This window comes from Ruegeria sp. AP12 (assembly GCF_056540025.1).
In genome coordinates this window covers 1-22493 of sequence record NZ_JBQFVZ010000013.1, presented here as the reverse complement: position 1 = coordinate 22493, position 22493 = coordinate 1, and the positions used below count along the sequence as shown (strand labels likewise).

Here is a 22493-nt window from a genome sequence, read left to right as displayed (position 1 = left end):
GGGAAGCCCCGGGATCAACCCCGGGGCGTGGTGTTACATGCTACAGTCAGCAGCATATGCGTCGGAATGGTTCTCAAGCGCGGTGCCGATGATCTTGTTGGTGAAGACATCGCCTTCCTGAACAACCTCGCGCGCGTAGATTGTCTGTACCGGATGGTGGTTTGGACCAAATGAGAAATCGCCGCGCGTGCTGTCGAAATTCGCGGCCCGCAGCGCCTCGCGGAACGCGTCCGCATCCGACACGTCTGCGGCCTCGATGGCCGAGATCAGCAGGTTCGCCGTGTCAAAGCCCTGGCTGGCATAGAGCGACGGCAGACGTCCGTACTCGGCCTGAAAGCTTTCGACAAAGGCCGCGTTCGTCGGGTTGTCGATGTCCTTGTTCCACTGCGAAGTGTTCACAACTCCAAGCGCGGCGTCACCGACCGCCTGCAAAATGCCCTGATCAAAGCTGAACGCAGGACCCACGACCGGAATGTCCACGCCGCTGTCGGCGTATTGCTTGAGGAAGGAAATCCCCATGCCGCCGGGCAGGAAGAAATATACGCTGTCCGCGCCCGACGCGCGGATTTGCGCGATTTCGGCGGCATAGTCGGTCTGACCCAGCTGGGTATAGACCTCGCTCGCTACATCGCCTTCGAAGGTCCGCTTGTATCCGGTCAGCGCGTCGGTCCCGGCGGGATAGTTCGGGGCCATGATGAAGCTGTTGCCGTATCCGGCGGTATTGGCATAGGCGCCCGCAGCCTCGTGCAGGTTGTCGTTCTGCCAGGCGACGTTGAAATAGTTGGGGTGACACCCCTTACCGGCCAGCGGCGAGGGTCCGGCATTTGGCGACAGATAGAATTTCCCCTGCGCCGTGACCGAGGGCACAACGGCCATGGCAAGGTTCGACCAGATGATACCGGTCAGCACATCCACCTTTTCGGACTGGATCATCTTGTCGGCAAGCTGCACCGCGATATCCGGTTTGCGCTGATCATCCTCGATGACAACTTCGATATCGTCGCGGCCCGATTGCTGGATCGCCAGCATGAACCCGTCGCGCACGTCGATGCCCAGACCGGCCCCGCCGCCCGACAATGTGGTGATCATGCCCACCTTGGTCTCGGCCAGCGCCGGGGCTGCCATCAAAGCTGCGGCCGCCGTTGCCATAAGAATCTTCTTCATCTTGGTTCTCCCCGTCACGTGTTTTCGTCTTTATGCCAAGTGTTAAGCATTCTTTGGACCCGGCTTTCAATTCAAATCGCTGCCCCCTGCCCCGGAAAACCGGCGCGTCGCCCTTTCAAACCTATGAAAGACATGCAACGCTCGGGCCGCAGGCCAGATCCGAACCGGTCCCAATTGCAGCCTGAAAGCAAAGGATTTTTCTGTGGCACACGCTTCGACACGAACCCTTTCGCTGACCGAAATCCGGTCTTTGGCCAAATCAGTGCTGATCCGCGCCGGTATGGATGAGCGTGGCAGCGACGTTCTGGCCGATATTGTCACACAATCCGAACGCGACGGGCCGCGCAGCCACGGCCTGCGCAACCTGCCGGTCTATGTGCAAAGCTTCACCTCGGGTTATGCCAACCCGTCCGCGCAACCGGAAATCAAGCGCATCGCGCCGGGTGTTCTGCGTGGCGACGGGGACAACGGGTATTATCAGATCGCAGCCTCCGCCGCCCGTGACGAGCTGATCGCCATGGCGCGCGAGAATGGCATTGCCGCCTTCACCTGTGCCAATTGCCACCATCTGGCCGCCCTGCGGTTCGATACGGAACCTCTGGCCGAGGCGGGTTTGGTGGCGCTCGCCGTGGTCAACTCACTGTCTTTGGTGGTGCCGCAGGGCGGACAACGCCCGGTGTTTGGCACCAACCCCATGTCTTTTGCCTGCCCGCGCGACGGGGCCGAACCGGTGGTGTGGGATCAGGCATCCTCGGCCGTTGCGTTTCTGGATATCAAGATGGCCGCTGCCGAAGGGCATGACCTGCCGCACCCCGCCGGGCTGGATACCGAAGGCAACCCGACTGCGGACCCGAACGCCATTCTGGAAACCCGCAGCCTGCTGCCCTTTGGCGGTCACAAAGGGGCCGGAATTGCCTTTCTGGTTGAGGTTTTGGGCGCAGCCCTTGCAGGCGGCACCCTGTCCGTCAATAACGACGCGCGCGAGGCGCATGGCGCGCTGAACATCAAGGGCGGCGCAACATTGATCGCGCTGGACCCGGCGCGATTTGGCAATGATGCGTTTGCGGACTACATCGCCCGGATCTGCGCCGAAATCGAAGGCAATGGCGACGCCCGCGTTCCCGGTGACGGACGGCTAAGACGGCGGGCCGAAGCCCAAGAAAATGGCGTGGCCGTCAGTGTTGATGTTCTGGACCAGCTTGAGGCGTTGATCTAAGGACAGCCAAGGCAGCACACGACTCAAGGACCCTCAGCCATGTATATCGAACCTTTCGGCGTCGAGATTTGGATGAACGAATGGGAAACCAGATGCGACTGGAATCTGGCCGAAACCTGCGTGGAAAGCCTGACCATTCAGGAATTGCTGACCCTGACAGGCCGAAACGCAACCGACCTGTCCGAGCTTCTGGACCTGAAAATGACCTATGGCGCCATCGAAGGGTCCGACCGGCTGCGCCGCGCCATTGCGGCGCTGTATGAAAACCAGTCGGTTGAAAACACAATCGTCACCCACGGCACGATCGGGGCCAATATGCTGATCCATAAAACTCTGGTCTCACGCGGAGACCGGGTTGTGGCCGTGGTACCGACCTATCAGCAACATTACTCGATCCCCGCCAGCATCGGCGCGAATGTGCATCATCTTCAGCTGCGTGAGGAAAACGGGTTCCTTCCCGATCTGGACGAGTTGCGCGCCCTTGTAACACCGGACACTAGGCTGATCGCGCTGAACAACCCGAACAACCCAACCGGCGCGTTGATGGACCGGGCCATGTTGGAAGACATCGCCGACATTGCCCGCGCGGCGGATGCGTGGATATTGTGTGATGAGGTCTACCGGGGCACCGATCAGGACGGCTCGGGCATCAGCGCATCAATTGCCGACATCTACGAAAAAGGCATCAGCACTGCGGGCATGTCCAAGGCGTACTCACTGGCGGGTTTGCGGCTGGGCTGGATCGCCGCACCAACCGAGGTGATCGAGGCGGTGACCATTCACCGCGACTATGACACCATCTCGGTCGGGATGATCGACGATCACTTTGCTGCGCTGGCGCTAGAGAACAAAGACAAGCTTTTGGCCCGCAGCCAGCGGATCACGCGCGGCAATCTGGAAACCCTGCAGGATTGGGTGGCGCAGGAACCAAAAATCACCTGGGTCAAACCAAAATCCGGCACCACGGCCCTGCTGAAATACGACCTGCCAATCAGTTCCCGCGATTTCTGCGTAAAGCTGTTGCAGGAGACCGGCGTGATGTTCACCCCCGGATCAGCCCTTGGGATGGAGGGCTATGTGCGCATCGGCTATGCCAACGGTCCTGAAATCCTGAAACAGGGCTTGTCCCGCGTGTCAGAGTTTCTGGCAGCGAGATAGAACCGGCGGCCACAACAAAGACGCGCCACCTTATGCGAGTTTCCCCGGCAAGGCGGATGCTCGCCAAGGGAATGGCCGAAAGCCGCCGCTACTTTGCCTTGTGATTTGCAATTTCTTCCTCGAAAAAGGATTGGTTCTTCGCAACAAAGGCCGGGCTTTCTTAACCGCCGGCCCAACCTGATTGATGTGGATTTTGAATTTTGAGACCCCAGCACCAAATGCCGGCTGCCCCACGTCATGAACTGCGCAATACGCGCAATCAGGGTATGACCTTTCTGGCGCTAGCCTTTCTGTTCAGCATCTTCGTGAACCTGTTGATGCTGACCGGGCCGTTGTTCATGCTGCAGGTCTATGACCGTGTTCTGGGCTCGCGCGCGGTCGAAACGCTGACGGCGCTGTTTTTGCTGGTCGCGCTACTTTATGGGCTGATGGCCATGCTGGATTTCGCGCGCGGGCGCATCGTCGCGCGGTTTGGTGCGCGGTTCCAGTCGCAGTTGGACGCGCGGGTGTTTGACGCCACGCTGCGCCGGTCGCTGAACCCGCAGGCCCGTGCAGCCCCGGCAACGGCATTGCGCGATCTCGAGTCGATCCAGAACCTGTGTGCCTCCCCGGTTTTGCTGGCGGTGATGGATATCCCCTGGACCCCGGTGTTTCTGGCCGCGATTTTCATCTTTCACCCGCTGCTGGGCTGGCTGGCCGTCGCGGGCGGCGGGTTGCTGATCGTGATTGCGCTGCTGAATCAGGCCCTGACTCGCCGCAAAGTGGCCGAAGCGCAAGCGGCATCCGCCCGGGCAAATGCCTTTTCCGAACATGCGCGTCAGGCGGCGGAAGTCGTCCGCTCGCAAGGGATGCAGCAGGACGTGACGCTACGCTGGCTGAACCAGCGCTCGGACGCGCTGCGCCAGACCATTGCGGCCAGTGACTGGACCGGCAGCTTTACCTCGCTGACCAAATCGCTGCGCCTGTTCCTGCAATCGGCCATGCTGGCGCTTGGGGCCTGGCTGGTGTTGCAGAACGAGCTTTCACCCGGTGCGATGATTGCCGGGTCGATCCTGCTGGGCCGCGCGCTGGCACCTGTCGAACAATCAATCGGACAATGGGGCATGGTCGAAAAGGCCCGTACCGCCTGGACCTCGCTGAACCAGTTTCTGGACCACACCCCGCCCGAGGCTGAACGGACCAAGCTGCCGACCCCTGCGGCGCAACTGGCGGCAAAGGGGCTGACGGTCATCCCGCCGGGTGCCACAGCACCGACCTTGCGCAACGTCACGCTGAACCTTGAACCCGGAACAGCGCTTGGTGTGATTGGCAAAAGCGGGTCGGGCAAGACCACTCTGGCCAAGGCTTTGCTGGGTCTCTGGCACCCCGCCGCGGGTGAAATTCGTCTGGGCGGGGCCACGCTGGACCAATATGACCCTAACGATCTGGGTCAGCACATCGGATATCTGCCGCAGCAAGTCACCCTGTTCAACGGATCGGTGGCCGAAAACATTGCGCGCATGTCCCAGAACCCCGATTCTCAGGCCGTGGTCGATGCCGCCAAAAAGGCGAACGCGCACCAGCTGATCCTGTCTCTGGAAAAGGGCTATGACACGTTTCTGGAAGGCAATGACAGTCAGTTGTCGGGCGGTCAGAAACAACGCATCGCACTGGCCCGCGCCCTTTATGGGGACCCGGTGTTGTTGATTCTGGACGAGCCGAACTCGGCGCTGGACGCAGACGGAACCGAGGCGCTGAATGCCGCTGTGCGGGGGCTGAAAGCCGCCGGGAAGTCGGCGATCATCATGACGCACCGGCCGCAGGCGATCTCGGAATGTGACAATCTGGCGGTGGTCGAGAAGGGGCAAGTGGTCAAATTCGGTACCCGCGACGAGGTTCTGAATGCCATGGTCCAGAATGCCGGGGCGATCAAACGAAACCTCAGCCAGGTGACTTCGGGATGACGGACACTTCGAAACCGGACGGGCGTTCCGCGTGGCGGATCACCCTGCCTGCCTTGGTCGGCTTTGCTGCGCTGTTTTTTCTGGTGGGCGTGCTTGGTGTCTGGAGCGTCACACAACGTCTGGCCGGGGCCATCGTTTCGTCCGGTGTGATCGAGGTGCAAAGCAACCGTCAGGTCATACAGCACCCCGATGGCGGTGTGGTCGGCGAGATTTTCGTGCGCGACGGGGCTGTTGTCTCCAGCGGGGATCTGCTGCTGCGGCTGGATGACACCTTCCTGTCGTCGGAAAAGACCATTGTCGAGGCGCAGCTGTTCGAGCTGCTGGCCCGCCGTGCCCGGCTTGAGGCCGAACGCGACAATGCCGCGCCTGAAGACCTGGCCGCCCGTCTGCGCGAAGTTCAACAGGAAAACGGCATCGCCCCGGACCTTATCGACGGGCAACAACGCCTGTTCGACGCACGGCTGAACACCTTGGCCCAGCAGACCGAACAGCTGAGCAAACAGTTGGTGCAAACCGAAAGCGAGATTGACGGAACCGAGGCGCAGCTTGTCTCGCTGCGCCGTCAGGTCGATCTGATCCAGCAAGAGCTTGAGGATCAGCAAAGCCTGCTGGAGCGCGGCCTGACCCAAGTCAGCCGGGTGCTGGCCCTGCAACGGGAAGAGGCCAACCTGACCGGCGAAATCGGACGGCTTGAGGCCGCAGTGGCCCGGTTGAAAGGTCAGATCGCGGCGACCGAGATTCAAATCCTCGAACTGGCCGCCACACGCCGGGAAGAGGCGATCACCACATTGCGCGACGTGCAATCTCAGGTCGCGGAGTTGTCGGAACGGCGTCTGTCCCTGACCGAGCGTCTGTCACGGCTGGATATCCGTGCACCGGTTTCGGGCACGGTTTACGACAGTCAGGTATTTGCGCTGCAATCGGTGATCCAACCGGCTGAACCGATGATGTATGTGGTGCCGCAGGACACGCCTTTGGTGGTGGCGGCACGGGTGGACGCGATCCACGTGGATCAGTTGCATGTGGGCCAACCGGTCGCCCTGCGCTTTCCTGCCTTCAATCAGCGGGAAACGCCCGAGATTGACGGGCATGTGATCAACGTCTCGGCCGACACATTCACCGACGATCAGACCGGCTTTACCTTTTACCGGGCCGAGCTTGTGCCGGATGACGGGCAGGTCGAACGTCTGAACGGTCAGGTATTGCTGCCCGGCATGCCGGTCGAAGCGATGATCAAGACGGATGAGCGCACCCCCCTGTCCTATCTGGTCAAACCGATGTCCGATTACTTCAACCGCGCCTTCCGCGAGTGATCAGCTTTTGACATCACCCGAGAACCGCGCGGCGTTTTCCCTAGCGAATGCGCTGGCATCGGCATCAGCATCCCAGAACTGTGGGTTGGCCTTGGGAATGGTCAGCGCCCTCTGAACCGCAGGGCGCGCGTCGATGCGATCAAACCACGCGTTCAGATGCGGCAGGTCATCCACCTTCACCCGAGCCCATACATACGCCCGCGCCCAAGGATACAGCATCATATCCGCAATCGTGTATTCCCCCGCCGCGATCCAGTCGCGCCCGTTCAGGCGATCATTCATCACCTCCATCAGCCGGCGGCTTTCGTCGACATAGCGGCGGATGGAAAACGGCTCTTCATGGCCGTTCGGGGCAGCGATGTGCTGAAAATACATTGCCTGCCCCATCATCGGCCCAACATGGCCAACCTGAAACAGCATCCACTGCATGACCTCGGACCGCTTGACCGGATCGGACGGCAGGAATTTTCCGTATTTCTCGGCCAGATGCCACAGGATCGCGCCGCTTTCGAAAATCGCCCGCCCTTCGGTCCGGTCTTCGATCGTGGGGATTTTGCCATTGGGGTTCAGGGCCAGAAACTCGGGCGTTTTCTGTTCCTGCTTTGAGAAATTGATATGAGTCAGGTCATAGGGAATACCTGCCTCTTCCAGAAAAATGACAGGTTTGTAACCGTTCATGGTTCCGGCGGTGTACAGATGAATTTCGGCTTGGGACATGGTCATCCTCAGTGCGTTCGGGGTTTGCGGGCGGCCATGCCGGGTCGGGCTTGGCGTATCGTGAACCTGTGAATTGCGGAAAGGAAAAGCAACCAGTATACTTTTTGTAGCCTAGTAATCCGGAAAAGGCGCGAAAGATGCGGGCACAGATCAATCAGGACAAAGATGGGCGTCGCATCGCCACCAATGCCTGCGCCGAACCTTGCGCGATAGAACGTGGAATGCGGATCATCGGCGGCAAGTGGACCGGGTCCATTCTGTGGCACCTCAAGGATGGGCCTGTGCGCTTTAACGACCTGTCCCGCATGATCGGAGGTGCCAGCAAGAAGATGATCGCCGAACGCCTCAGGCAGCTTGAACAGCAAGGGCTTATCCACCGACGCGTGATGAACACCGCACCGGTTTCGGTTCAGTATTCGATCACCGCGTTCGGCCAGACAGCATTGGGCTTTCTGGATGAGTTGAGGAAATGGAGCGATCAGTTGCCGCCCGCATTGACAGCGTCCGACCCTACCTCTGAATAACCGCGTTTTCCCAGTCGCTCAGGAATTTCCTCCGTTTCAGCTGATCGAGATAGGTCAGCAATGCAGGGCCCAGAACAATCGTCCCGCGCGCGTTTGCGGCCCCGCCCGATTGCAGCGTCGGCAGCGAGGCCGCGCCGCCCGCGTTTTGCGCGATCAGATAGCGCACGAACAGCTCGGCGGTTTGGGGTTCCGGAGTACCCGCCAAACCCATCGCCGTGCGCATCATTGTGGTTTGGAAATCCGTCGGCAGGATGACCTGCAGCACACCATCCCGATCCGCTCGTCCCGCCGCGTAGCTGCCAAGCACGTTATAAGCGACGGAAATGGTGCCATCCGTCAAATCGTCGATCATCGCACCTGAACAGCAATACAGATGAACGCCGAGGCCTCCCATCACCTCCATCAACCGCCAATAGGTTTCCGAGGCCCGCGCGTCCTGCGTTGCAAACAGATAGCCCAACCCCGAGTCCCGAATATCATAGGTCCCGACCTTACCGCGAAAATCCTGCGGACGGGCGCGCAGGATCTCGATCAACTCCTGCCGGGTTTCGGGGATCGGCCCGCCTTCGAAAGCGGCACGGTTGATCACGATTGAGGCCGGTTCCGAGGTAAACGCAAACAGGCTGTCATGCCATTGCGCCCAGTCCGGATGGGGTATGTCCGTCAATGGCAGACCAAACCCGTCATTGGCCAGTTTCAACTGCAGGTCCATCGCGCTTGAGATGACGATGTCAAACGCATCCGGGTCGGCGCGGACCAGACGGTCGATATCGGCGGTGGTGGTCACAAGGTATTCGATCCCGATCATGGGATTTTCGGAAATGAAACCCTCGATCAGTGGCGCAAACAACACCGTGTCGGTACTGGACAGAACGCGCAGAACCGGACCACCGGCATCCGCGTTGAACACCTGCCGATCTTCCCAGTCCTGAGCCGACACAGCGCAGGGCAACAAAAGAAACGCTAAAGCAATAAGGTAACGCATGCGCCGCCCTCCTGCCGGTTGCTGAGGGTCAGTGTGCCCCCATGCGCCGTCGCCACATCCTGCGCAATCGTCAGACCAAGACCGGATCCGATGGTTCCAATGGCGTTCTGGCCGCGCTCAAACCGGCGGGTCAGCAGGTCAATCTCGTCCGGTGGGAAACCCGGCCCCCGATCGCTGACAGTGACTTTGGGCGGGGTTGTGACCTCGATCCTGACGGTGCTGTCGGCGGGTGCGTATTTCAGCGCGTTGTCGATCATGTTGCGCACCGCATTCTGGATCAGGATAAGATCGCCCGAATAAGGCACCGCCGGATCACCTGTCAGCGACAATGACAGATCCTTCATCTCGGCAATTGGTGTCAGGCGCTGGACCAGATCGCGGATCAGGGTGACCAGATCGATCTCTTCCCGCTCCAGATGATCGGCCCGAAAGGTGATCATCGCATGATCCAGCAACTGCCCCGCCGCGCGTGAACTTTCGTCGATGGCCCGCACCATCGACCGCAACGCCTCGCGGTTTTCTTCCTTTTCCACGCGCTGCAACGTGGCATCCGCATAAGACCGGACCGTTGCCAAAGGGGTACGAACGCGATGCGCGGCCTCGGCAATAAATTCCTCGGACTGGCTGAGCGAGTGATCCAGCCGCCCCATCAGGGAATTCAGCGACGTCACCAGCGGCGCCATTTCCCGTGGCACCGGTTTTCGGAACGGGCTCAGGTCCTGCGGCCCCCGTCGCGTGACGGATGTGGTCAGCTTGTTCAACTGCCCAATGGTGGTGGAGGTCGCCCAAAAGGACAAGCCGGCGGCCAGGGCAAAGAACCCCAGCCCCAGCAAGGCAGCATTACGCGAGATCTGATCCAGCGTCTCGGCCAGCGCGTCCTGCGTTTGCCCCAAGGCCACTTCTACCTGTGTCCGGGTGCCAAGCCCGACCAAGGTCCGGCTGGCGCTGACCTGCCTAATCGCCTCGCCCCGGACCTGACCCGAGCGGAAGGTCCAGCCACCGTCCGGGGTGCTGTTGGTTACGGGCAAATCGTCATAGCCGGACAAAAGCTGGCCGTCCTGAAAGATTGCATAAAACACCCTGTCATCCGACGGGGTGTTGAGCATGGAAAACGCGGCATAAGGAATATCGACCTCAAGCTCTCCGTCCCGCAGCGCCACGGCATCCAGGATCGAGGTGACCGACGCACCAAGGATATTGTCCTGCCCTTGCTGCGCCACGCGGGCCGCGTAGCTGCGCACGGCAAAGAACAGCAAAAGCGCCAGAATGGCCGCGCCTCCGATCAGGGTCAGCACCAGCCGGTTGCGTAAAGACCCCGAGACGGCAGCGCTAGCGGACATGATCCAACCTGTACCCCAGCCCGCGCAACGTGGTGATCTTCAGGTCCGAGCTTTCAAGATGCTTGCGCAGGCGGCCCACATAGACCTCAATAGCGTTATCCGAGACGTTGTCGTCATAGGAAAACAACCGATCCGCCAGCTTCTGTTTGGAAAACACCTGACCGGGGGCGTTCAGAAACAACTCCAACAGGCGCAGTTCGCGGTTGCGCAGCGACACGGTCTCGGACCCCACACCCAGATGACCCGCGACAGGGTCGAAAACGATCCCACCAATCTCAATCGTCGATTTCGCGATCCCTGATTTGCGCCGCAGCACGGCGCGACAGCGGGCCTCAAGCTCGGCATGATCGAAGGGTTTGGTGACGTAATCATCTGCCCCCAGATCGAGCGATCCGATTCGATCCGACACCTGACTGCGGGCGGTCAGAACGATGACAGGTGTGTCCAGATGACTGGCCCGATGCCGTTTCAGAAAGTCGCGACCGTCGCCGTCGGGCAGCATGATGTCCAGCAGGATCAGGTCATATTCCTCGGTGTCCACATAGGCCGTTGCATCATCCAGTTTCGCTGCATGATCAACGACATGGCCATCCAGCCGCATCCGCGAACTGATCGCATTCGCGAGGTCCATATTGTCTTCGACCAGCAGGAATTTCATGAGGCGTAAGCAGTATTTTCGCGCGTGACAGGTTGATGTCAGGTTGATGTGTTTTTCTTGACGATAATCTGAGCCGCCAAGCGGCCGGTTGTCAAATGGGAGGAAAACATGACGACATTCAAACTGGGCCGTCGCGCCCTGATCGCGGCTGTGGCCGCTGTTGGTCTTGCAGGGCCGACATTCGCGGATGAGGTTGTAGACAGCATCCACTTTCTGATCCCCGGCGGCGCAGGCGGCGGCTGGGACGGCACCGCGCGTGGAACCGGCGAGGCGTTGACCAAAGCGGGCCTTGTGGGCACCGCGTCTTACGAGAACATGTCGGGCGGCGGCGGCGGTAAAGCCATCGGTTATCTGATCGAAAACGCCGAAAGCAACCACGGCACGTTGATGGTGAACTCGACCCCCATCGTGATCCGCTCGCTGACCGGGGTGTTCCCGCACAACTTCCGCGACCTGACGCTGGTGTCCGGCACGATCGGCGACTACGCGGCCATTGTTGTCGGCAAGGACAGCCCGATCAACTCGATGGCGGACCTGCTGGCGGCTTATGACGCCGACCCGGGTGCAACGGCCATCGGCGGCGGCTCGGTCCCGGGCGGAATGGATCATCTGGTTGCGGCCATGGTGATGGAAGCGGCTGGCAAAGACGCGCTCGGCGTCAAATACATCCCGTATGACGCAGGCGGCAAAGCCATGGCAGCCCTGCTGTCGGGTGAGATCGCAGCACTGTCGACCGGTTTCTCGGAAGCCGTCGATCTGGCAAATGCAGGCGAGGTGAAGATCATCGGCGTGACTGCGGATGAGCGTGTGGACGCAGCGCCTGACGCGCAGACCATGATGGAACAGGGCATCGACACCACCTTTGTCAACTGGCGCGGCTTCTTCGCGGCCCCCGGCCTGCCCGAGGACAAGCTGGCCGCCTATCAGGACGCCATCGCCAAGATGTATGACACCCCCGAATGGGAAGAAGTACGCGCGCGCAATGGTTGGGTGAACATCCACAATTCAGGCGACGATTTCTCGGCCTTTCTCGAGCAGCAGGAACAGCAAATCAGCGATCTGATGAAAAAGCTGGGCTTCCTGTAAGCACCACCCATGGCAGAGCGGTTCGCCGCTCTGCCACACAAAAAGAACACGTAAGGGAGGGGATGTCATGGCGCTGGATCGCTGGATCGCGCTTGTTTTGCTTGGGGTCTGTCTGACCTATGGCTATGCCGCCTGGTTTACGATGGATGGCAGCCTGCCCCCCTTCATGCAGCGCAACCCTATTTGGCCAAGCACCTTCCCCAAAGTGCTGTCGATACTGGGCATCATCGCCTGCGTAATCATCCTGCTGGGGTTCGAAAAGTCCGAGCCGAAAGAGGCTGATATCGATTACCGGCGTCTGGCGGAGTATCATCTTGATCAAGCTTTGATGCTGCTGGCCCTGATGGTGATCTATGCCCTGTGCCTGCGGCCTGTTGGCTTTCTGATCTCAACCTCCGCCTTCCTGATCCTCGGCTCGTTCATTCTGGGCGAGCGCAAGTGGCATATCATGCTGCCTGTTGCCTTCATCGCCACCGGCGCGGTCTGGTATCTGGTTCAGGAAGTCCTTGGCATCTACATGCGCCCCCTGCCGGGCATTTTCGGAGGCTGATATGCTCGAAGGACTTCTGATCGGCCTGCAAACGGCATTCTCAATCCAAAACCTTCTGATGGTCATCGCGGGCTGTCTGATCGGCACCTTCATCGGCATGCTTCCCGGCCTTGGGCCGATGTCGATCATCGCCATCATGATCCCGGTTGCGATTTCGATGGGCGATCCGTCGGCGGCGCTTATCCTTTTGGCGGGCGTCTATTACGGCGCGATTTTCGGCGGCTCGACCTCATCCATTTTGCTGAACGCGCCGGGGGTCGCGGGCACCGTGGCTTCCAGCTTTGATGGCTACCCGATGGCACGGCAAGGCAAGGCCGGTAAGGCGCTGACCATCGCCGCCATCGCCAGTTTCGCAGGCGGCACGTTGGGGGCCATTCTGCTGATGGTCTTCGCCCCTGCCCTGTCTTCGGTCGCGTTGCTGTTCCACTCGGCCGAATACTTCGCCCTGATGGTTGTCGGCCTGTCTGCCATTGCGGCCTTTGCCGGGTCGGGTCAGGTGGCCAAGGCGCTGATCATGACGATCCTCGGCCTGATCATGGCAACCGTCGGCGAAGGCGCTTTGTTCAACCTGCCCCGCTTCACCATGGGGATCATGGACCTGCAATCCGGCTTTGGGTTCATCACGCTAGCCATGGCTATGTTCGCCCTGCCCGAAGCTTTGTTTCTGGTTCTGAAACCCAAGGACCTGCAAGGCGATGATGGAGAGATCAAAGACTTGCGCATTACCAGGGACGAGGCCAAAGCCATCGCGCCCGTGATCGGTCGCCAATCGGTGCAAGGTTTCTTCATCGGCGTCCTGCCCGGGGCCGGAGCGACAATTGCCAGCTTCCTCGGCTATGCGGTCGAGCGCAACATTGCTCCGAAAGAAGAACAGGACGAGTTCGGCAAAGGATCGATCAAAGGCCTCGCTGCACCTGAATCCGCCAACAACGCGGCCTGTACCGGGTCATTCGTGCCGCTGCTGACGCTGGGCATTCCGGGGTCCGGGACCACGGCCATTCTGCTGGGCGCTCTGATCGCTTTGAACGTGACCCCCGGCCCGCGCCTGATGCTGGATGAGCCACAGATCTTCTGGGCGGTCATCATGTCGATGTTCATCGGCAATCTGGTGCTGCTGATCCTGAACCTTCCGCTGATCCCGTACATCGCCAAAGTGCTGGCTGTGCCGCGCAACTACCTGATCCCGTTCATCCTGTTCTTTACGTTGATGGGCGCCTATATCGGCCAGAACAACGCCACCGAGTTGCTGATCCTCGTCGGCTTCGGCATCTGCGCCACCGCGTTGAAATTCGCCGACTACCCCCTGGCCCCGCTGCTGATCGGGTTCATCCTTGGCGGGATGATGGAGGATAACTTTGCCCGCTCGATGCAGCTGTATGATGGCATCGCCTTCATCTGGGAACGTCCGATGACGCTAGGCCTGCTGGTGATCGCCGTCCTTCTGGTACTGCTGCCCAGCTACCGCGCACGCCGGGCCAAGGCGCGGGCGGCCGGTGTTGCTGATGGCGACTGACCCTCTGGCCGGCATCCGCGTTCTGGATCTGACGAACGTGCTTGCCGGCCCCTATTGCTGTTATCAGCTGGCGCTGATGGGGGCCGAAGTGATCAAGGTCGAGCGCCCCGGTTCCGGCGATCTGGCCCGTGTGCTGGGGGCCGACCCCGAACGCAACAAGGCCGGGATGGGGATCAGTTTTCTGGCCCAGAACGCGGCGAAGAAATCCGTCACTTTGGACATGAAATCCGAACGCGGCAAGGCACTGCTGAAACGGCTTGTCCGCACGGCGGATGTTTTGGTCGAGAATTTCCGGCCCGGCGTGATGGATCGCTTGGGTCTGGGCTATGAGGTCCTGAAGGCCGAAAACCCCCGCCTGATCTACTGCGCCATCAGCGGCTTCGGGCAGGACGGGCCGCGCCGCGACGATCCGGCTTATGACCAGATCGTGCAGGGCATCAGCGGGATCATGTCGATCACCGGCGCGCCCGATACAGCGCCTTATCGCGTTGGGTATCCGCTGGCCGATACGGTCGGCGGGCTGACAGCGGCCTTCGCCATCACATCCGCCCTGAACGCCACCCCGCGCGGCGCGTTTCTGGATGTCGCGATGACCGAGGCGGTGATTTCCACAATGGGCTGGGTCGTGTCAAATTACCTGATCGGCGGCGTGACGCCCGCCGCGCATGGCAATGAGAACACAACCTCGGCACCATCCGGAACATTTGCCACCGCAGACAGCCCGATCAACATCGCCGCCAACAGGGATGAGCAATGGCAGGCCCTGGCCCGGCATCTGGGTCGCGAAGACCTGCTGACAAACCCCAACTACGCAACCCGCGAGGATCGGAAGAAAAACCGCCATGCCTTGCGCGCGGAGTTAGAGCGTACGCTGACCGCACGACCAGCAAAGGAATGGGTGCAGGAATTGAACGCCCTCGGGGTGCCCACCGGGCAGGTCCTGACAGTCGCCGATGCGCTTGACGACCCGCAATTGGCAGAGCGTGGTCTGATCGGACCATTGCAAATGCATGGCGAAACCCTGCACCTGGCTGGCAGCCCGGTTGTCATGGACGGCACACGCAACCACCCTGAAACCGCGCCGCCGGATTTGGGGGCGGACAATGCCGCGATCTGGTCCGCACTTGGCCTGACCCAGTCCGAGACCGACGCCCTGCAACAGGAGGGCGTGATTTGAGCGACGTCTCCGACTGGTGGAAAACCGCGATCATCGACATGGAACCGGGCCGGATTGACCTGCGCGGCGAGCCGATCCAAGACCTGATCGGCACCCTGAGTTTCGCTGAGATGATCTGGTTCATGCTGCGCGGCGACAGACCCACCCCGGCGCAGGCCCATCTGTTCGAAGCCGCGCTGGTGGCCGCCGTGGATCACGGCCCGCAAGCGCCCTCAATTGCGGCGGCCCGAATGGCGGTGACCTGCGGTCTGCCCCTGAACAACGCCATGGCCAGCGCGGTCAACATGTTGGGGGACGTGCATGGCGGGGCCGGAGAGCAGGCGGTTCAGCTTTATCACTTTGTCGCGGGTCACACGCAGGATCTGCCGGGCGCATTGGATGACTGGATCACCACGCACGGAAACATTCTGCCCGGATTCGGCCACCGTTTTCACACCCCAACCGACCCGCGCGCCCCGCGCCTGATGCAGTTGGTTGCAGAAGCCGTCGATCAAGGGGCATGCAGCGGGGATTTCATGCGGATCGGACAGGCGATCGAGGGCGAACTTGCGCATCGCAAGGGCAAACCCGTTCCGATGAATATCGATGGCGCAACGGCGGTGATCTATGCCGAGCTTGGCTTTGCGCCGCCGCTGGCGCGCGGTTTGTTCTGTCTGTCCCGCTCGGTCGGTATTCTGGCCCACGCCTGGGAGCAGATGCAGCAAGGCGGGCGCAACAAGGGGCCGACGCCGCCGCACTACCGATGGACCTATCTGAAAGACGAATAGCGAAACGCCCTATTCCAGCGAGACCCAAAGCACCTTTGCATCTTCTTCGCTGGTCGAAATACAGCCGTGCCCCATTCCACTGTCATAATAAAGCGAATCCCCCGCCTTCATCGGCAGCGGGCGGTAGTGTTCCGAGATAAAGATCAACTCGCCGCTGAGGACATACATGAACTCTTCCCCGGAATGGCGCACCCACTGGTCGAACTCTGAAATATCGCGCGCGCGGATCGTCGCGACATAAGGCAACATGCGCTTGCTGGTCAGTTCCGAGCACAAAAGCTCGTGCAGGTAGGTTGCGGTTTCGCGCATCTCGCCCGCGCCCTTGGGTGTGAAATCGCGACGACCCGTGAGGCCGGACTGACCAGATTGCACGAACAGCTGTGGCGGGTTCATGTCCAGTGCCTGAGTCAGGCGGCGCACGATCTCGAAACTGGGTTTGGTCTGGTTGTTTTCGATCTTCGACAGGGTCGAGCGACCGATTCCCGCAGCGCGCCCGGCCTCTTCCAAAGTCCAGCCTTTTTCGCGGCGCGCATCGCGAATTGACCGCCCCAATGCGGCCCCTTCGCCCTCTTCCTCGTGGGTGGACGCCTCAATCCGTTGGTCTTCGCCCATAAAAATCTCCCTATTTTATCGAAGGTTACCGAGTCTCCGATCATCTCGCAACTTCACAAAAGTGAGAAGGATGTTGCCTTGGGGGAACTTTTTCCACTATAGGAAACAAAGTTTCGAACCGAGGATTCGGATATCGAGGAGGAGAAAATGTTCAAAACACCGCTGCACGAAGCCGATCCCGTTATCGCCGCATCGATTGCCCGCGAAGGCACCCGTCAGGCTGAACAAATCGAATTGATCGCATCCGAGAACATCGTTTCCCAGGCTGTGATCGACGCGCAGGGCTCGGTCCTGACCAACAAATACGCCGAAGGCTATCCGGGGCGCCGCTATTATGGCGGGTGCGAATATGTGGATGAGGTCGAGCAGGAAGCCATCGACCGGCTGAAGCAGCTGTTCGGGTGTGAATACGCAAACGTCCAGCCGCATTCCGGCGCGCAGGCCAATGGCGCGGTCAAGCTGGCGCTGCTCAGCCCCGGTGATACGATCCTTGGCATGTCGCTGGATGCAGGCGGCCACCTGACCCACGGTGCAAAGCCCGCGCAATCCGGCAAGTGGTTTCGCCCGGTGCAATACGGCCTGACCGATGCGGGGCTGATCGATTACGATCAGGTCGCGGCGCTGGCCAAGGCCGAAAAGCCCAAGCTGATCATCGCCGGTGCATCGGCCTATTCGCAGAAGATCGATTTTGCCCGTTTCCGCGCCATTGCCGACGAGGTCGGCGCATGGCTGCTGGCCGACATGGCCCATATTGCCGGTTTGGTTGCGACGGGCCTGCACCCCTCGCCCATCGGACATGCCCATGTGGTGACTTCGACCACCCATAAAACCCTGCGCGGTCCACGTGGCGGGATCATCCTGACCAATGACGAAGCGCTGGCGAAAAAGATCAACTCGGCTGTGTTCCCCGGTTTGCAGGGCGGCCCCCTGATGCATGTCATCGCAGGCAAGGCCGTCGCGTTCGGAGAGGCGCTGCAGCCCGAGTTCAAAATCTACATGCAGCGCGTGGTCGACAGCGCAGCGGCCCTGGCCAATGTGATGATGGCGCGCGGGTGTGACATCGTTTCCGGCGGGACTGAAAACCACCTGATGCTGGTCGATCTGCGCCCCATCAGCGTGACCGGCAAAGACGCCGAAGCCGCGCTGGAACGGGCTGGGTTCACTTGCAACAAGAACAGCGTGCCGGGTGATCCCGAGAAACCCACCGTGACAAGCGGCATTCGTCTGGGTACGGCCGCCGGATGCAGCCGGGGTTTTGGCCCCGAAGAGTTCAAGCAGATCGGCCACCTGATCGGCGACGTGCTGGATGCGCTGGCACAATCCCCCGACGGTGACGAAGCGGTTGAACAAGCCACCCGCCGGAAAGTCCGCGCGATCTGCGCCAGCCACCCGATCTACTGAAAGACCAAGACATGATCTACGACCTGATTGTCATCGGCGGCGGGCCGGGCGGCTATGTTGCAGCCATCCGCGCAGCCCAGCTGGGCATGAAAGTGGCCTGCGTCGAAGGGCGCGGGGCCCTCGGCGGGACCTGCCTGAACGTGGGGTGCATCCCCTCCAAAGCGTTGCTGACCTCCTCGGCCAAATATGCCGAAATTGCACATCTCTCCTCCCATGGCATTGCGGTCGAGGGGGCCAGCATCGACGTGGGCGCGATGATGGGACGCAAGGACAAGATAGTTGGCGATCTGACCAAGGGCATCGCGTTTCTGTTCCAGAAAAACGGCGTTGAACTGATCGAGGGCTGGGCCAGCATTCCCGCCGATGGGCAGGTAAAGGTCGGTGACACGGTCTATGAGGCCAAAAGCATCCTGATCGCAACAGGGTCCGAGCCGACCCCGCTGAACGGGATCGAGATTGACGAGCAGGACGTTCTGAGCTCGACCGGGGCGTTGGCACTGGACACCGTGCCCGAGCATCTGGTTGTTGTCGGCGCAGGTGTGATCGGCCTGGAACTGGGGCAGGTCTGGTCGCGATTGGGGGCCAAGGTCACGGTGGTCGAGTATCTCGACCGCGTTCTGCCGGGCATCGATGGCGAAATTGCCAAACTGGCGCAGCGGTCCTTGTCCAAACGTGGCCTGAAGTTTCAGCTTGGCCGGGCCCTGAGGTCCATCGACAAGGGCGCGGCGGGATTGACCCTGACGCTGGACCGGGTCGGCAAGGACAAGGAAGAGGTGATCGAGGCCGACAAGGTTCTGATCGCCGTTGGCCGCCGCCCTGTCACGCGCGGGCTTGGGCTGGAGGAGCTTGGCATTGCCGTAAATCCGCGTGGCTTCATCGAAGTGGATGGTGCGTTCCAGACTTCGGTTCCCGGCATCTATGCCATCGGCGATTGCATCCCCGGTCCGATGCTGGCGCATAAAGCCGAAGAAGACGGCGTTGCCTGTGTCGAGATGCTGGCCGGTGAAGCAGGCCATGTGGATTACAACACCGTTCCGGGCGTGGTTTACACCGACCCCGAGGTCGCCTCGGTCGGCTTGACCGAAGAGGCGTTGAAAGAGGCGGGCACCGAATATTCGGTCGGCAAGTTCGCTTTCATGGCCAACTCGCGTGCCCGTTCGACCGGAGAAACCGACGGCGCGGTCAAGGTTCTGGCGGGTCCAAATGGCAAAATCCTGGGTGCGCATATCTGCGGTGCCCATGGCGGCGATCTGATTGCCGAACTGGTTCTGGCCATGACCAAAGGCGCAACCGTGTCCGAGGTCGCCTCCACCTGTCATGCGCACCCGGCCATGGGCGAGGCGGTCAAGGAAGCCTGCCTTGACGTCATGGGCCGCGCGATCCACGCGTAAGGGGGGCCGCCAGATGACCATCCAGCTTCGCCCCCGCCACCCCGAAAAGGCCAAGAAGGCCGACAGCGCCATTCCGCGCAAGCCAAAGTGGATCCGCCGGAAAAAGATCGAGGGGCCTGAGTATTACGAAACCCGCCGCCTGATGCGTGACCACATTCTGGCAACGGTGTGTGAAGAGGCCGCCTGCCCCAATATCGGCGAATGCTGGTCCAAGCGCCACGCGACCATGATGATCATGGGCGAGGTCTGCACCCGCGGCTGTTCCTTCTGCAACGTCGCCACAGGTCGCCCCGACGCGCTAGACGCGTTCGAGCCGGGGCGCGTTGCGGCGGCGGTGAAAAAGCTGGGCCTGCGCCATGTGGTCATCACCTCGGTGGACCGCGATGATCTGGACGATGGCGGGGCCGGGCATATCGCCCAGACCATCCGAGCCGTGCGCCACCAGAACCCCGGCACCACGGTCGAGGTTCTGACGCCCGATTTTCTGGGCAAGGACGATGCGGCGGATGTTGTGTTCGATGCGGCGCCGGATGTTTTCAACCACAATCTGGAAACCGTGCCGCATCTGTATCCGACGGTTCGGCCCGGTGCGCGGTACTATGCGTCGCTACGTTTGCTGGACGATGCCAAGCGCGCCAATCCCGAGATTTTCACCAAATCCGGCCTGATGGTTGGTTTGGGTGAAAGCCTGAACGACGTGCGGCAGGTGATGGATGATCTGCGCGCGGCACAGGTCGATTTCCTGACCGTCGGCCAATACCTGCAGCCGACCCCGAAACATCACCCGATCGACCGGTTCTGGTCACCGGAGGAGTTTGCCCAACTGGAACAGATCGCACGGTCCAAGGGCTTTTTGCACGTGTCAGCCACTCCGCTGACCCGGTCGTCGTTCCACGCGGACGAAGATTTTGCCGCCCTCAGGCAGGCCCGCCAGCGGGCCCTCGCCAAAGGGGCATAAACCAACGCTATCGGGAGGGAGAAACCATGGAAGCGTTAAATTCAATCGTAGGGGCCATCAATGGCGTCGTGTGGGGGCCGCTGATGCTGGTCCTCATCCTTGGCGTCGGCTTCTTCTTGCAGGTGGGGCTGAAATTCATGCCGATCCTGCGCATTGGCACGGGCTTCAGCCTGCTGTTCAAAGGCCGTGAAGGTCAGGGCGAGGGGCAGATCAGCCCGTTCAACGCGCTGATGACCTCGCTGTCGGCGACAATCGGCACGGGGAACATTGCCGGTGTGGCCACTGCTGTCTTCCTGGGCGGTCCGGGCGCCTTGTTCTGGATGTGGATGACCGCCCTGGTGGGCATGGCCACCAAATATGCCGAAGCCGTCTGCGCGGTGAAATACCGTGAAAAGGACGAGCTGGGCAACTATGTCGGCGGCCCGATGTACTACATCAAGAACGGTCTGGGCGCGAAATGGGCCTGGTTGGGTGTGGCCTTTGCCCTGTTTGGCGCAATCGCAGCCTTCGGTATCGGCAACGGCGTGCAGGCCAACGGTGTGGCACAGGTTCTGGAATCGAACTTCGGCCTGAACACCTCGGTCACCGGCGTGGTTCTGATGGTTCTGACCGCAGCCGTGATCCTGGGTGGCATCACCCGCATCGGTGCGGTTGCCGGTAAACTGGTTCCGTTCATGGCGGTCGCCTACATCGTCGCCGGTCTGCTGGTTCTGCTGATCAACATTGGCAACATTGGCAACGCCGTGTCGCTGGTCTTCACCTACGCCTTCACCCCGTCCGCCGCCGAAGGTGGTTTCGCGGGTGCTGCCGTCTGGGCCGCGATCCGTTTCGGTGTGGCGCGTGGTGTGTTCTCGAACGAAGCCGGTCTGGGCTCGGCCCCGATCGCACATGCCGCAGCCGAGACCAAAGGTCCGGTCAATCAGGGCCTGATCGCGATGCTGGGCACGTTCATCGACACCATCATCGTCTGCTCGATCACCGGTCTGGCAATCATCTCGTCTGGTGCATGGACATCGGGTGAATCCGGTGCAGCGCTCACCAGCCACGCCTTTGAACTGTCGCTGCCGGGTATCGGCGGGTATCTGATCGCCATCGCTCTGTCGATCTTTGCCTTCACCACCATCCTCGGCTGGTCCTTCTATGGCGAAAAATGCGTCGAGTTCCTGTTGGGTGTGAAATCCCTGATCCCCTACCGCGTCCTGTGGATCGTGATGATCTACTTTGGCGCAACAGCGGATCTGGGCTTCATCTGGCTGCTGGCCGACACACTGAACGCCATGATGGCCATTCCGAACCTGATCGCCCTGGCCCTGCTGAGCCCGATCGTCTTCAAACTGACGAAAGAGTTCTTTGCCAGCGGAGGCCAGTCGGAAGAACCCGGCGGTACGCCTGCCGAATAATCCCGGCCCTTGCAATAACGGGGGGCCAACCCGGCCCCCCGCCTTTGAAACAGATTTCCCTATCTCGAGGAGAGACGTGATGGCGACGAAAATACTGCTGCCAATCGATCACACTGACGACCGCTCGTGGAAGACTGCGCTGCCGGTCGCGTTGGAACAGGCGAAATTCTACGGTGCCGAACTGCACGCGGTGGCCGTCATCCCCGAGATCATCCAGCTGCCGAACCTGCCCGCCAACTATGGCGCGGGTGCCAAAGACCACGTGCGGGGCGCGGTTCAGGCCATTCTGGATCACGGCAATGCCTCGGACGTGCCGGTGCATATCGAAGAAGGCAGCGTCTACCGCGAAATCCTGAAGCTGGCTCATAAGGACGGCTTTGACCTGATCGTCATGGCATCGACCAAGGGCGATTTCCCGAATTATGAGATTGGCCCGAACCTGGCCCGCGTGGTGCGCAACGCGCATTGCACCGTCATGGTCGTTCGCGACCAGTCCCGCTGATTGAAAGGTGAGAATTATGTCCGACATGAAACGCACGCCGTTGTACGCCTTGCACGTTGAGTTGGGAGGTAAGCTGGTTGATTTTGCGGGCTGGGAGATGCCTGTTCAGTATCCGATG

General features: G+C 60.8%; 21 protein-coding genes. 15 read left to right on the top strand and 6 right to left on the bottom strand.

The genetic code is table 11. From position 1 onward, the window contains the following. Positions 1-33 precede the first annotated feature (33 nt). Positions 34-1164 carry an ABC transporter substrate-binding protein gene (locus tag ACR0E6_RS20475; protein ID WP_170634878.1) on the bottom strand — a complete coding sequence of 377 codons (1131 nt, stop codon included), beginning with the start codon at positions 1162-1164 and terminating at the stop codon, positions 34-36. Between the two features lie 202 nt (positions 1165-1366). Between ACR0E6_RS20475 and ACR0E6_RS20470 the strand changes: the two genes are divergently transcribed. The 4 genes from ACR0E6_RS20470 to ACR0E6_RS20455 all read left to right on the top strand — a co-directional run bounded on the left by ACR0E6_RS20470 (position 1367) and on the right by ACR0E6_RS20455 (position 6794). Continuing rightward, on the top strand, positions 1367-2380 hold the full coding sequence (locus ACR0E6_RS20470; protein WP_480586751.1) for an Ldh family oxidoreductase: 1014 nt from the start codon (positions 1367-1369) through the stop codon (positions 2378-2380). A 39-nt stretch (positions 2381-2419) separates the two neighbouring features. Next, a complete protein-coding gene (locus ACR0E6_RS20465; RefSeq protein WP_170738169.1) occupies positions 2420-3538 on the top strand; it encodes an aminotransferase in 1119 nt (372 codons plus the stop codon). A gap of 218 nt (positions 3539-3756) precedes the next feature. Beyond that, positions 3757-5481, top strand: a complete 1725-nt coding sequence (locus tag ACR0E6_RS20460) for a type I secretion system permease/ATPase (RefSeq protein WP_480586748.1) — start codon at positions 3757-3759, stop codon at positions 5479-5481. Continuing rightward, complete coding sequence (locus ACR0E6_RS20455) at positions 5478-6794, top strand: HlyD family type I secretion periplasmic adaptor subunit (RefSeq protein ID WP_480586745.1); 1317 nt, start codon at positions 5478-5480, stop codon at positions 6792-6794. The genes ACR0E6_RS20460 and ACR0E6_RS20455 overlap by 4 nt, the downstream gene beginning before the upstream one ends. Here ACR0E6_RS20455 and ACR0E6_RS20450 read toward each other — a convergent pair whose 3' ends face one another. Next, entirely contained in the window at positions 6795-7511 is a 717-nt protein-coding gene (locus ACR0E6_RS20450; protein ID WP_480586742.1) for a glutathione S-transferase family protein, read from the bottom strand. 137 nt (positions 7512-7648) lie between these two features. Between ACR0E6_RS20450 and ACR0E6_RS20445 the strand changes: the two genes are divergently transcribed. Then, positions 7649-8035 carry a winged helix-turn-helix transcriptional regulator gene (locus ACR0E6_RS20445; RefSeq protein WP_170524556.1) on the top strand — a complete coding sequence of 129 codons (387 nt, stop codon included), beginning with the start codon at positions 7649-7651 and terminating at the stop codon, positions 8033-8035. Here ACR0E6_RS20445 and ACR0E6_RS20440 read toward each other — a convergent pair. Genes ACR0E6_RS20440 through ACR0E6_RS20430 form a run of 3 tightly spaced genes read right to left on the bottom strand, consistent with a single transcriptional unit; the run spans position 8022 to position 11018 of the window. Continuing rightward, positions 8022-9020 carry an ABC transporter substrate-binding protein gene (locus ACR0E6_RS20440; RefSeq protein WP_480586739.1) on the bottom strand — a complete coding sequence of 333 codons (999 nt, stop codon included), beginning with the start codon at positions 9018-9020 and terminating at the stop codon, positions 8022-8024. The genes ACR0E6_RS20445 and ACR0E6_RS20440 overlap by 14 nt on opposite strands. After that, complete coding sequence (locus tag ACR0E6_RS20435; RefSeq protein ID WP_170456640.1) at positions 8999-10360, bottom strand: sensor histidine kinase; 1362 nt, start codon at positions 10358-10360, stop codon at positions 8999-9001. The genes ACR0E6_RS20440 and ACR0E6_RS20435 overlap by 22 nt, the downstream gene beginning before the upstream one ends. Next, positions 10350-11018 carry a response regulator transcription factor gene (locus ACR0E6_RS20430; protein WP_170456638.1) on the bottom strand — a complete coding sequence of 223 codons (669 nt, stop codon included), beginning with the start codon at positions 11016-11018 and terminating at the stop codon, positions 10350-10352. Before ACR0E6_RS20430 ends, ACR0E6_RS20435 begins: the two co-directional genes overlap by 11 nt. Positions 11019-11126: 108 nt before the next feature. Between ACR0E6_RS20430 and ACR0E6_RS20425 the strand changes: the two genes are divergently transcribed. The 5 genes from ACR0E6_RS20425 to ACR0E6_RS20405 all read left to right on the top strand — a co-directional run bounded on the left by ACR0E6_RS20425 (position 11127) and on the right by ACR0E6_RS20405 (position 16111). Then, positions 11127-12104, top strand: coding sequence for a tripartite tricarboxylate transporter substrate-binding protein (locus ACR0E6_RS20425; RefSeq protein ID WP_170456636.1), 978 nt, complete (start codon positions 11127-11129; stop codon positions 12102-12104). A gap of 67 nt (positions 12105-12171) precedes the next feature. Next, a complete protein-coding gene (locus tag ACR0E6_RS20420; RefSeq protein WP_170456634.1) occupies positions 12172-12654 on the top strand; it encodes a tripartite tricarboxylate transporter TctB family protein in 483 nt (160 codons plus the stop codon). Between the two features lies 1 nt (position 12655). After that, a complete protein-coding gene (locus tag ACR0E6_RS20415; protein ID WP_170524572.1) occupies positions 12656-14167 on the top strand; it encodes a tripartite tricarboxylate transporter permease in 1512 nt (503 codons plus the stop codon). Beyond that, positions 14157-15344 (top strand): CaiB/BaiF CoA transferase family protein, encoded by a 1188-nt coding sequence (locus ACR0E6_RS20410; RefSeq protein WP_480586735.1) that lies wholly within the window; start codon positions 14157-14159, stop codon positions 15342-15344. The genes ACR0E6_RS20415 and ACR0E6_RS20410 overlap by 11 nt, the downstream gene beginning before the upstream one ends. Beyond that, a complete protein-coding gene (locus ACR0E6_RS20405; RefSeq protein ID WP_480586732.1) occupies positions 15341-16111 on the top strand; it encodes a citryl-CoA lyase in 771 nt (256 codons plus the stop codon). The genes ACR0E6_RS20410 and ACR0E6_RS20405 overlap by 4 nt, the downstream gene beginning before the upstream one ends. Positions 16112-16120: 9 nt before the next feature. Here the strand turns inward: ACR0E6_RS20405 and ACR0E6_RS20400 are convergent, their stop codons facing one another. Further along, on the bottom strand, positions 16121-16723 hold the full coding sequence (locus ACR0E6_RS20400; protein WP_170456626.1) for an XRE family transcriptional regulator: 603 nt from the start codon (positions 16721-16723) through the stop codon (positions 16121-16123). Positions 16724-16870: 147 nt separating this feature from the next. Between ACR0E6_RS20400 and glyA the strand changes: the two genes are divergently transcribed. From glyA to ACR0E6_RS20375, 5 genes are all read left to right on the top strand, one after another. Then, positions 16871-18124 carry a serine hydroxymethyltransferase gene (gene glyA, locus ACR0E6_RS20395; RefSeq protein ID WP_480586729.1) on the top strand — a complete coding sequence of 418 codons (1254 nt, stop codon included), beginning with the start codon at positions 16871-16873 and terminating at the stop codon, positions 18122-18124. Between the two features lie 11 nt (positions 18125-18135). Beyond that, the gene (gene lpdA / locus ACR0E6_RS20390; RefSeq protein ID WP_480586727.1) at positions 18136-19515 is read left to right on the top strand and encodes a dihydrolipoyl dehydrogenase; all 1380 of its coding nucleotides are present in this window, start codon (positions 18136-18138) and stop codon (positions 19513-19515) included. A gap of 13 nt (positions 19516-19528) precedes the next feature. Beyond that, positions 19529-20473, top strand: a complete 945-nt coding sequence (gene lipA, locus ACR0E6_RS20385) for a lipoyl synthase (protein ID WP_480586724.1) — start codon at positions 19529-19531, stop codon at positions 20471-20473. Positions 20474-20499: 26 nt separating this feature from the next. Beyond that, a complete protein-coding gene (locus ACR0E6_RS20380) occupies positions 20500-21873 on the top strand; it encodes an alanine/glycine:cation symporter family protein (RefSeq protein WP_480586722.1) in 1374 nt (457 codons plus the stop codon). A 79-nt stretch (positions 21874-21952) separates the two neighbouring features. Continuing rightward, on the top strand, positions 21953-22375 hold the full coding sequence (locus tag ACR0E6_RS20375) for a universal stress protein (RefSeq protein WP_170456616.1): 423 nt from the start codon (positions 21953-21955) through the stop codon (positions 22373-22375). Positions 22376-22493 lie beyond the last annotated feature (118 nt).